At 72.5% G+C, this 8,645-nt stretch carries 9 protein-coding genes and 1 pseudogene; all 10 read right to left on the bottom strand.

Annotated elements, in window-relative coordinates; all coding sequences use genetic code 11:
- Nucleotides 1–467, bottom strand: a pseudogene (locus tag ACIBQ8_RS37970) (DNA-directed RNA polymerase subunit beta); the annotation flags it as partial.
- A gap of 436 nt (nt 468–903) precedes the next feature.
- Nucleotides 904–1,401, bottom strand: a complete 498-nt coding sequence (locus tag ACIBQ8_RS37965) for a hypothetical protein (RefSeq protein ID WP_364326192.1) — start codon at nt 1,399–1,401, stop codon at nt 904–906.
- Entirely contained in the window at nt 1,398–1,898 is a 501-nt protein-coding gene (locus ACIBQ8_RS37960; RefSeq protein ID WP_397173519.1) for a hypothetical protein, read from the bottom strand. Before ACIBQ8_RS37960 ends, ACIBQ8_RS37965 begins: the two co-directional genes overlap by 4 nt.
- A gap of 6 nt (nt 1,899–1,904) precedes the next feature.
- Nucleotides 1,905–3,065: an MlaD family protein gene (locus ACIBQ8_RS37955; protein ID WP_397194459.1), complete on the bottom strand. Its 1,161-nt coding sequence runs from the start codon at nt 3,063–3,065 to the stop codon at nt 1,905–1,907.
- A complete protein-coding gene (locus tag ACIBQ8_RS37950; protein WP_397173515.1) occupies nt 3,062–4,042 on the bottom strand; it encodes an MCE family protein in 981 nt (326 codons plus the stop codon). The genes ACIBQ8_RS37955 and ACIBQ8_RS37950 overlap by 4 nt, the downstream gene beginning before the upstream one ends.
- Complete coding sequence (locus tag ACIBQ8_RS37945; protein ID WP_397194458.1) at nt 4,039–5,028, bottom strand: MCE family protein; 990 nt, start codon at nt 5,026–5,028, stop codon at nt 4,039–4,041. The genes ACIBQ8_RS37950 and ACIBQ8_RS37945 overlap by 4 nt, the downstream gene beginning before the upstream one ends.
- Nucleotides 5,019–6,011, bottom strand: a complete 993-nt coding sequence (locus ACIBQ8_RS37940) for an MCE family protein (RefSeq protein WP_397194457.1) — start codon at nt 6,009–6,011, stop codon at nt 5,019–5,021. The genes ACIBQ8_RS37945 and ACIBQ8_RS37940 overlap by 10 nt, the downstream gene beginning before the upstream one ends.
- Complete coding sequence (locus ACIBQ8_RS37935; protein ID WP_397173510.1) at nt 6,008–7,063, bottom strand: MCE family protein; 1,056 nt, start codon at nt 7,061–7,063, stop codon at nt 6,008–6,010. Before ACIBQ8_RS37935 ends, ACIBQ8_RS37940 begins: the two co-directional genes overlap by 4 nt.
- The gene (locus ACIBQ8_RS37930; RefSeq protein WP_397194456.1) at nt 7,060–7,842 is read right to left on the bottom strand and encodes an MlaE family ABC transporter permease; all 783 of its coding nucleotides are present in this window, start codon (nt 7,840–7,842) and stop codon (nt 7,060–7,062) included. Before ACIBQ8_RS37930 ends, ACIBQ8_RS37935 begins: the two co-directional genes overlap by 4 nt.
- Nucleotides 7,839–8,585, bottom strand: a complete 747-nt coding sequence (locus ACIBQ8_RS37925; RefSeq protein ID WP_397194455.1) for an MlaE family ABC transporter permease — start codon at nt 8,583–8,585, stop codon at nt 7,839–7,841. The genes ACIBQ8_RS37930 and ACIBQ8_RS37925 overlap by 4 nt, the downstream gene beginning before the upstream one ends.
- Between the last annotated feature and the right edge of the window lie 60 nt (nt 8,586–8,645).

The following is an 8,645-nucleotide window of genomic DNA, read 5'->3' as shown; positions in this document are numbered from 1 at the left end:
CGCTCGGTGCCGTTGATGATGAACGTGCCCTTCGGCGTCATGAGCGGGAAATCGCCCATGAACACCGTCTGGCTCTTGATCTCACCGGTGGTGTTATTGATGAACTCCGCCGTCACGAACATCGGGGCGGAGAAGGTCATGTCCTTGTCTTTGCACTCATCGACTGAGTACTTGGGCGGCTCGAACCGGTGGTCGCGGAACGACAAGGACATGGTCCCCGAGAAGTCCTCGATGGGACTGATCTCTTCGAAGATCTCTTCGAGGCCCGACTGGGTCGGGACGTCCCTGCGCCCGGCCTGACGAGCCGCCTCTACCCGGCCCTTCCACTTCTCGTTGCCCAGCAACCAGTCGAACGACTCGGTCTGCAGAGCGAGAAGATCAGGAACTTCGAGGGGCTCCTGGATGCGCGCGAAAGAGACGCGACGGGGACCAGCGGGTACGGCGGAGGCGTTGCGCGAGGCTGCCAACAGATGTCCTTCCGAGGGCTCGCGGCGGACTGACTACACGCACGCCAGACAACCTCGCAACGTGAGCAAGCATCACGGGTCGTCAAAGGGCAGCGCAAAGGGGCAGTGTAGCCGAACGGCACACGCCTGTCCACTTCGCTCTCGCTGCATGCTCCACGTTGGTCGCAGCATCGCCCGTTCAGCCGCAAACGTCAAGCCCGCGAGCCCGACTTTTAGCCGCCTAGAGGCCCGGACGCTGGGTTTTCTCCCCAGTGTGATCGGGCGCCTACCGCCAGGCCCAAGACGATACCCGCGATCGTGGGCGGTTAACGCTCCGTCACCCCGGGGGTCGAACCCATGCCGACCACCGATGTAGCTGTGACTGGAGTACCCCTATCAAGGGCTTCGCCAAACCTGATTTTTGGTAACAATTGAAGGTAGCGGCACGCCCGGCGGCTCAGGCCGTTCCCAGCAGCGTGGACAGCCCCTCGACCAGCCATCGCCCGCCTTGCCTGACCATGACGAACCGGGCGCGGTTCTGGGTCACCTGTTGCTGGGGCCTGTCCTGGTTCGGCACTACTTTTACCGTAACCATGTTCACGAACAACAGGACCTCGACCCTGTCGGGCGTGGCGCGCTCGACGCCGGCGTCCACGACGGCCGCGGTGCGGACGGTCTTCTCGGCCTTGGCCTTGGACACCAGCGACGTGGTGAGCTCCTTGTAATGCCTGGTCAGCTCGCCCGTCGTGTACGCCCCGGCCCTGGCCAGGTCGGCCTCCACCGAGCGGTAGTCGTAGGAGAACATGTCGGGGGCGACCTGCCGGGCCGTCGCCATCGCCTCGGCCCCGGCCCCTTCGGCCCCCCGCAGGTCGCGCAGGTCGAACCACATCCTGGGCACCAGCACGCCCGCGACGATCACCAGGACGCCGAGCAGCACCACAGTGACGGTTCTCACACCACCTGCACCACCTTCGACACCAGCCACACGCCGCCGACCTCGGTGACGTCCATCGTCCAGCGGTAGAAGCGCTCCTGGGGCGGGCTCTTGGAGCCGTCCCAGCGGATCTCGGCGTCGGCCACCACCAGCACCTTCGCCGTGCCGCCGGACATCGACACCAGGCCGGTCGCGCGCAGGACGCCGTGCTGGACGACCTTGTTGGCGACCGTGGTGCTCTTGAGCTTGCCCGCGATGGCCTGGTAGCCGGTTCTGGCCCCGCCGGTGCAGGTGTCGAGGATGCGCTGCACGTCGGCGTCGACGGTCTTGTAGTCGAGCGAGACCAGGTTCTTGGCGTGGGTGCCGGCCGCCAGCAGCGCGGCCTGCCGGTCGTCGGCCAGGGCCTGCGCGTCACGCGCCTGGAGGGAGATCCACACGCCGGCGGCGACGAGCGCCGCCAGCGTCACGCTGAGGGCGGCCACGAGGATGCGTGCCGGGCGCGCGGGAAGTGCTCCCACCTGTGCTCACCCCTTCCGGCCGGTCGCCGGATCATAACCCGCGAGCCAGTCCTGAAGCCCTGGAATCGACGGAGGCGGTTGGGGTGCGGGGGCGTTGCGGGCGCCGCGCACGCCGGTCGCGCTGCCGCGCGGCTCCCGGCAGAACGCCTCCGGGTCGGGCGGCCGGGCGCTGACGTCGTGGGGCTGCCGCCTGCGTACGCCCTCGTAGCCGCGGGTACAGGGCCTGGGGACGTTGAGGTCGAGGTCGAGGCCGAAGTGCAGGCCGTCCCGGTCGACCACGGAGAAGGCGCCCGCGACGGCGGCCGGGTAGCCGATCAGGAGCTGCCGGAGGGCGGTGACCCGGGCGGAGACCGTCCGGCCGCCGATCACCAGGTGGGTCAGCAGCGGGCGCAGGTGAGGCGCGACGCCGTCGGTCAGGCGTTCCAGCGACTCGGCCGCGCGCGGGGTGCGGCCGATCACGCCGGCGAGGTCGCCGCGACCGTCGCGGAGCGAATCCGTCAAGCTCGCCAGATTCCCGGCGAATGCCTTCAGATGGCCCCCAGAGGCCCGCTGAGCGTCGAGCACGGTCTCCCCGGTGTGCAGGACCGCCACCGTCTCGGGAAGCACGCTCTCGGCCTGTCCGAGCAGCTTCTCGCCCGCGTCGGCCAGCCGTCGCAGGGCCGGCCCGTTGCCGCCGAGCCCCTTGTCCAGCTCGGTGACCACCGTCTCCAGGTCGCGCGGGTCGATCGAGGCCAGCAGGCGGTCGGTGTCGCCGAGCAGCTTGGACGTGGGGACCGGCAGCCGCGTGTGCGCCCGGTCGATCACGTCCCCCTCCCTCAGGTACGGCCCCGCGCCCCCGGCGGGCCGCAGGTCCAGGTACTGCTCCCCCACCCCCGACCGGTTGGCCACCACCGCCAGCAGGCCGCGGGCCGGGACAGGATCGCCGGACCCGAGCCTGACCACGGCCCGCGCGCCGTCGCCCGCCACCGCCAGCGACTCCACCCGGCCGATCGGCACCCCTCGGTAGGTCACCTCCGAGCCGTCGAACAGCCCGCCCGCGTCGGCCAGCTCGACCGTGACCCGGTAGGCGGGGTCGAACAGGTCGGCGCCGACCCGGGCGTACCTGACCAGCGTGTACGCCACCGCCACCACCCCGATCAGCGCGAACGCCACCAGCCTGACGGTCATCGCGCACCGCCGAGCAGGTTGCGCAGCGTGGCGCCGGGCGAGGCGTCGACGGTCAGGTCGGTGTTGGCGTAGTCGCCGCGCAGCATGGACGAGGCCGACCCGGGGAACGGGAACGTGATCGCGGTCGCCAGCCCCGACGCGACGCTGTCGCGCGCCCGGTCGAGGTTGAGCAGGAGCTCGCGCAGGCGGCCGAGGTCGGCGAGGGCGTCGGCCTGGGAACGCTCGACGACGCGGGTGGCGGTGCGGCCGAGCCGGTCGAGGGCGGCGAGCATGGCGGTCAGGCCGGCGCGCTGGTCCTTGAGCAGGGTGACGGCCGGGCCGATCTCGGTGGCGGTGGCCCTGATCGTGGCGCGCTGGGCGGCCAGGGTGCCGGTGAGGCCGTCGAGGGCGTCGATCAGCCGGACGATCTGCTTCTTGGAGCCGTCGAGCCCCGCGGCGAACGTGCCGAGCCTGCGCAGCAGGTCCTTCAGCCGGGCCGAGCGGCCGTCGAGCACGTCGGCCAGCTCGCGGTTGACGGTCGCGAGCTGGTCGAGGCCGCCGCCGTCCACCAGCAGGGAGGCGGCCGACAGCACCTCCTCGACCTCGGCCGTCGTGCTCGTACGGGCCACCGGGATCGGACCGCTCAGCCGGCCGCGCCCGGCGGGCAGCAGCCTGACGAACTTCTCCCCCAGCAGGCTCGTCTGCGAGATCGCCGCCGACGTGCGGTCGGGCAGGGCGACGTCGCCGCGTACCGCGCAGACCACGTCGGCCCGCCAGTCGCCGCCCAGCTCCACGCCGGTGACCTCGCCCACGGTGACGTCGTCGACCTTGCACGGCGAGCGCGGCACCAGGTCGAGCGCGTCGGCGAAGCGGATGGTCACCGCGTACGGCCGCGCGCCCAGGTCGGCGCCGCCGGGCAGCGGCAGCGAGGCCACCCCCTCGAAACCGCAGCCGGCCAGGGTGAGGAGCAGCAGCGCCAGGACGAGCGGGCCTCTCATCGCACGGGTCCTTCCGGCAGGGGGTCGGGCGGCCGGATCGAGGCGGGCAGCGGGACCAGGTTCTGGATGATCGTGTCGAACCAGCGCCCGTTGCCGGTCGCGTCGGCGAGCTGCCGGGCGAACGGCCCGAGCAGGGCCAGCGACCGGTCGAGGCTCTCCTCCTGGCGGCGAAGCACGGCGACGAACGAGCGCAGCCGTTCGAGTGCCGGTCGCAACGTGGTCCTGTTGTCGGCGACCAGCCCGTCGATCTGCCCGGCCAGCACCACCGTGTTGACCAGCAGCCCGTGCACGACGGCCCGCCGCGCGGAGACCTCGCGCAGCAGCAGGTCGCCGTCGGTGACCAGGCCGTGCAGGTCGGCGTTGCGGCGGGCCAGCAGGCCGGTGACGGTACGGGCGTGGCTCACCAGGTCGTGCAGGCGGGCGTCGCGGGCGGCGACGGTACGCGAGAGCCTGCCGAGCCCCCGGAGTGAGGCCCTGATCTCCGTCGAGGAGCCCTCCATGGTCTGCGACAGCGCGGTCATGGCCGCGGCCAGGGCCCGCTCGTCGACGCGTCCCGCGGCCGCGCCCAGGTCGGCGACGGCGGGCGCGACCTCGTAGGGGACGCTCGTGCGCGCCAGCGGGATCTGGCCCTGGAGCCGGCCGCCGCCCTCGGGCACGAGCATGACGAAATGTGCGCCGAGCAGGGTCTTGATCCGGATGTCCGCCCTGGTCAGCGAGCCGAGCCGGACGTCGTCGCCCACCCGCAGGTCGACGCGGACGTGGTCGCCTTCGAGATCGACGCCGGCGACCTCCCCGACCTTGACCCCGGCGATCATCACGTCGTCGTGCTCGCGCAGGCCCGCCGAGTCGGCGAACGCGGCCGAGTACGTGCTGCCGCGCGGCAGGCCGCCGACCGCCAGGGCCGCCACGACCAGCGCGACGGCCACGACGATGCCGCCGACGCCCAGCGGCACGGGGTCGCGTCTCCTGAAGGGGGTCAGTGGCATCGCGGGCTCCCGTTGACGATCTTCGGAGTGCGCACGCCGCCGCTCCTGACCGTGAGCGAGCAGAGGTAGAAGTTGAACCAGGACCCGTAGGAGGAGGCCCGGACGAGCCGGCCGAGACGGTCGGGCGCGCGGGCGAGGGTGTCCTCGACCAGGGCGCTCCTGGCGTTGAGCGCCTTGAGCAGCCCGTCGGCGTGCCGGACGCTCGCCCGCAGGTCGGGCCGCGCCCTGCGGACGAGATCGCCGGTGACGGCGGTGAGACGGTCGAGGGTGGCCAGCGAGTCGCCGATGGCCTCGCGGTCGCCGGCCAGGCCGCCGATCAGGGCGCGCAGGTCGATCAGCAGGCGGTCGTAGTCGTGCTCGCGGCCGGCGATCTCGCCGAGCACCGCGCCGAGGTTGGTGATCACGCGGCCGATGACGGCGTCGCGGTCGGCGAGCGTGCCGGTGAGGGAGGCGATGTGGCCGAGCAGGGCCTCGACCGTGCCGCCCTCGCCCTGGAGCACCTGGACGATCTGCCAGCTCAGCTTGTTGACGTCCTGGGGGCGGATGGCGTTGAGCAGCGGCCTGAAACCGTTGAACAGGGCCGTGACGTCGAGGGCCGGGCGGGTGTCGGTGACGCGGGCGCCCGGCGGCAGCAGGCCGGGGCCGCCGGGGCCGGTGGACAGCGTCAGGTAGCGGTCGCCGACGAGGTTGCGCCAGCGGACGGCGGCCACGACCCCGCGGGGCAGCGCGGTGGTGCGCCGTACGGAGAAGGCGACCTCGGCCTGGACGCCCGCCAGCGTGACGCTCTCGACCCGGCCGACCCGCACGCCCGCGATGCGCACCTCGTCGCCCTCGCGCAGCCCCGAGGCGTCGGTGAACAGGGCGTGGTAGACGACCGCCGCGGTGAAGCGGGCGCCGGAGATCGTGATCGCGAGGGTGGCCACGCACAGGGCGGTGACGAGGGCGAAGACGGCCAGCTTGAGCGCCGGCCCGAGCGTGCTCATCGCAGCATCAGCCTCGCCAGGTCGGCCGTGCCGTCGTCGAAGCGCACCCCCGGGAAGGGCACGGGCGCGTGGTCGGGCAGGCCGTAGCAGGCCGGGCCCCTGCGGTCGGCGTAACGCGGGGTGTCCTTGCCCGGTTCGTACGGGTGCGCCGGCCGGACGATCTCCAGCACCGCCTTGGCGCTGCCGTGGCCGAAGGCGTTGTCCAGCAGTGGCCGGAGGCGGTCGAGGCCGCGCAGGACGCACGGGATGACGGGCGCGTGGTGGGCGGCCACGTCGAGGGCCGGGCGGACGACGTGCGGCAGGCCGACGATGCCCGGCTCGTCCGTGCTCAGCAGGCGGTCGGTGGCGGTGGCGGCCCGGGTGACGGCCGCGGTGGCCGGGCCGAGGGGGGCGGCGGTGAGGGTGCGGCCGATCGCGGCGCTGTTGGCGAGGGTGCGCAGCAGGTCGGGGGCGGCCTGGCCGTAGCGGGCTGTGACGTCGGCGAGCTTGGCGATGTCCCGCTTCAGCGCCGGCAGGTGGGGCTGGAGGCGGCGCAGGTAGGCGTCGGTTCTGTCCAGGGTCGTGCCGAGCCGGGCGCCGCGGCCGTCGAGGGCGGTGGCCAGGGCGTTCAGGACGGTGTTCAGGCGTTCTGGATGGACGGCGCGCAGGTGGGCCAGCAGACGGTCGAGGATCTCGGTGATCTCGACGGCGGCGGCCGACGACCTGATCACGTCGCCGTCGCGCAATGGGCCGCGCGGCGAGCTGGGCGGGATCAGGGCGACGTACTTCTCGCCGAACAGGGTCTTGGCGCGCAGCTCGGCGGTGGAGCCGCGGTCGACGTCGTGGTCGAGGGCCAGGGTGAGGCGGGCGCCGTGGTCGGCGGGCGCGAGGTCGGCCACCTCGCCGACCACGACCCCGTTGACCTTGACGTCGGCCCGGCGGTCGAGTTGCAGCCCGGCTGCGGGCAGCAGCAGCGTGACGTGCCGGGCGGTGGAGAACGCCTTCGTGTAGACGGCCAGCGTCAGGGCCGTGAAGGCGGCGATGATCGCCAGGAGCGCGACGCCGTGTCTCATCCGGCCAGCCTCACCGTCGTGGTCGTGCCCCAGATGGCCAGGCCGAGCAGGAGGTTGGCGACGTTGACCGTCACCAGCACCGCGCGCACGGCCCGCCCGACCGCCACCCCGACCCCGGCCGGCCCGCCGGTGGCGTGGAAGCCGTGGTAGCAGTGGATGAGGATCACCAGGACGGCGAAGACCATCGCCTTGCCGAAGGACCACAACACGTCGTAGGGCGACAGGAACAGCTCGAAGTAGTGGTCGTAGGTGCCCGTGGACTGGTCGTGCAGCACGGTCACGATCAGGCGGGTGGCGACGTAGGAGGCGAGCAGGCCGAGCACGTACAGGGGCATGACGGCGGCGAAGCCGGCGATCAGCCGCGTGGTGACCAGGAACGGCACCGGCGGGACCGCCATGACCTCCAGCGCGTCGACCTCCTCGCCGACCCGCATCGCGCCGAGCTGGGCGGTGAACCCGCAGCCCACGGTGGCCGACAGGCCGATGGCGGCCACCAGCGGAGCGATCTCGCGGGTGTTGACGTAGCTGGACAGGAAGCCGGTGAAGGCCGAGCCGCCGATGCGGTCGAGGCCGGTGTAGCCCTGCAGGCCGACCTCGGTGCCGGTGAAGAAGGTCATGAAGGCGACGATCGTCATCGTGCCGCCGATCACCGCCAGGCCGCCGCTGCCCAGCGCGACCTCGGCCAGCAGCCTGAGCACCTCGCGCCGGTAGCGCGCGCCGGCCGGCAGGGCCCTGATCGCCCTGGCGTAGAACTCGCCCTGCCGGTCGAGCGCCCTCATGACCGCACCAGCTCGTTGTAGACCGCGCTGATCAGGAAGTTCTCGGCGAACAGCAGCAGGGCGGCGAACACCACGGCCTGGTTGACCGCCTCCCCGACGCCCTTCGGCCCGCCCGCCGCGCCCAGCCCCTTGTACGCGGCCACGAGCCCCGTCGTGACGCCGAAGACCACCGCCTTGCCCTCCGACACCCACAGGTCGGAGACCTCGGCCAGGGCGTTGAACGACTGCAGGTACGCACCGGGCGAACCGCCCTGGACGACCACGTTGAACAGGTAGCCGGCGACCAGCCCGACCGTGACGACCAGGCCGTTGAGCAGCGGCGCGACCAGCGCGCAGGCGGCGATCCTGGGCACGACGAGCCGGTGCAGCGGGTCGACCGCGAGCACCTCCATGGCGTCGATCTCGTCCCTGATCCGGCGGGCGCCGAGGTCGGCGCAGATCGCGCTGCCGGCCGCGCCCGCGATCATCAGCGCGGTCACCACCGGGCCCGCCTCGCGGACGATGCCGAGCACGGCGGTGGCCCCGGTGAAGGACTGGGCGCCGAACTGGCGGATGAGGTTGCCGGTCTGCATCGCGAGCACGGCTCCGAAGGGGATGGCGACCAGGGCGGTGGGCAGGGCGCTCACGCTGACGATGAACCACGCCTGCCGGACGAGCTCGCGCACCTGGAACGGCCGTCGCGCGGCGGCCCTGGCGGTGTCGAGCGACATGGCGACGAACCGCCCGACCTCCGCCGTCACCATGCGCTTCCCGCCGAATGCGTACGGTGACTCACATGGGCCGCGAGGAGGCACTTCCGGGTC

Source organism: Nonomuraea sp. NPDC049646 (assembly GCF_044465525.1).
In the GTDB taxonomy this organism is placed as follows: Bacteria; Actinomycetota; Actinomycetes; order Streptosporangiales; family Streptosporangiaceae; genus Nonomuraea.
This window is presented reverse-complemented; position numbering and strand designations above follow the sequence as displayed.

Coding starts and splice junctions, on each gene's coding strand:
- ACIBQ8_RS37955 (WP_397194459.1), bottom strand. CDS start 3,065: ATGACCGTCAGGCTGGTGGCGTTCGCGCTGATCGGGGTGGTGGCGGTG.
- ACIBQ8_RS37950 (WP_397173515.1), bottom strand. CDS start 4,042: ATGAGAGGCCCGCTCGTCCTGGCGCTGCTGCTCCTCACCCTGGCCGGC.
- ACIBQ8_RS37945 (WP_397194458.1), bottom strand. CDS start 5,028: ATGCCACTGACCCCCTTCAGGAGACGCGACCCCGTGCCGCTGGGCGTC.
- ACIBQ8_RS37940 (WP_397194457.1), bottom strand. CDS start 6,011: ATGAGCACGCTCGGGCCGGCGCTCAAGCTGGCCGTCTTCGCCCTCGTC.
- ACIBQ8_RS37935 (WP_397173510.1), bottom strand. CDS start 7,063: ATGAGACACGGCGTCGCGCTCCTGGCGATCATCGCCGCCTTCACGGCC.
- ACIBQ8_RS37930 (WP_397194456.1), bottom strand. CDS start 7,842: ATGAGGGCGCTCGACCGGCAGGGCGAGTTCTACGCCAGGGCGATCAGG.
- ACIBQ8_RS37925 (WP_397194455.1), bottom strand. CDS start 8,585: ATGGTGACGGCGGAGGTCGGGCGGTTCGTCGCCATGTCGCTCGACACC.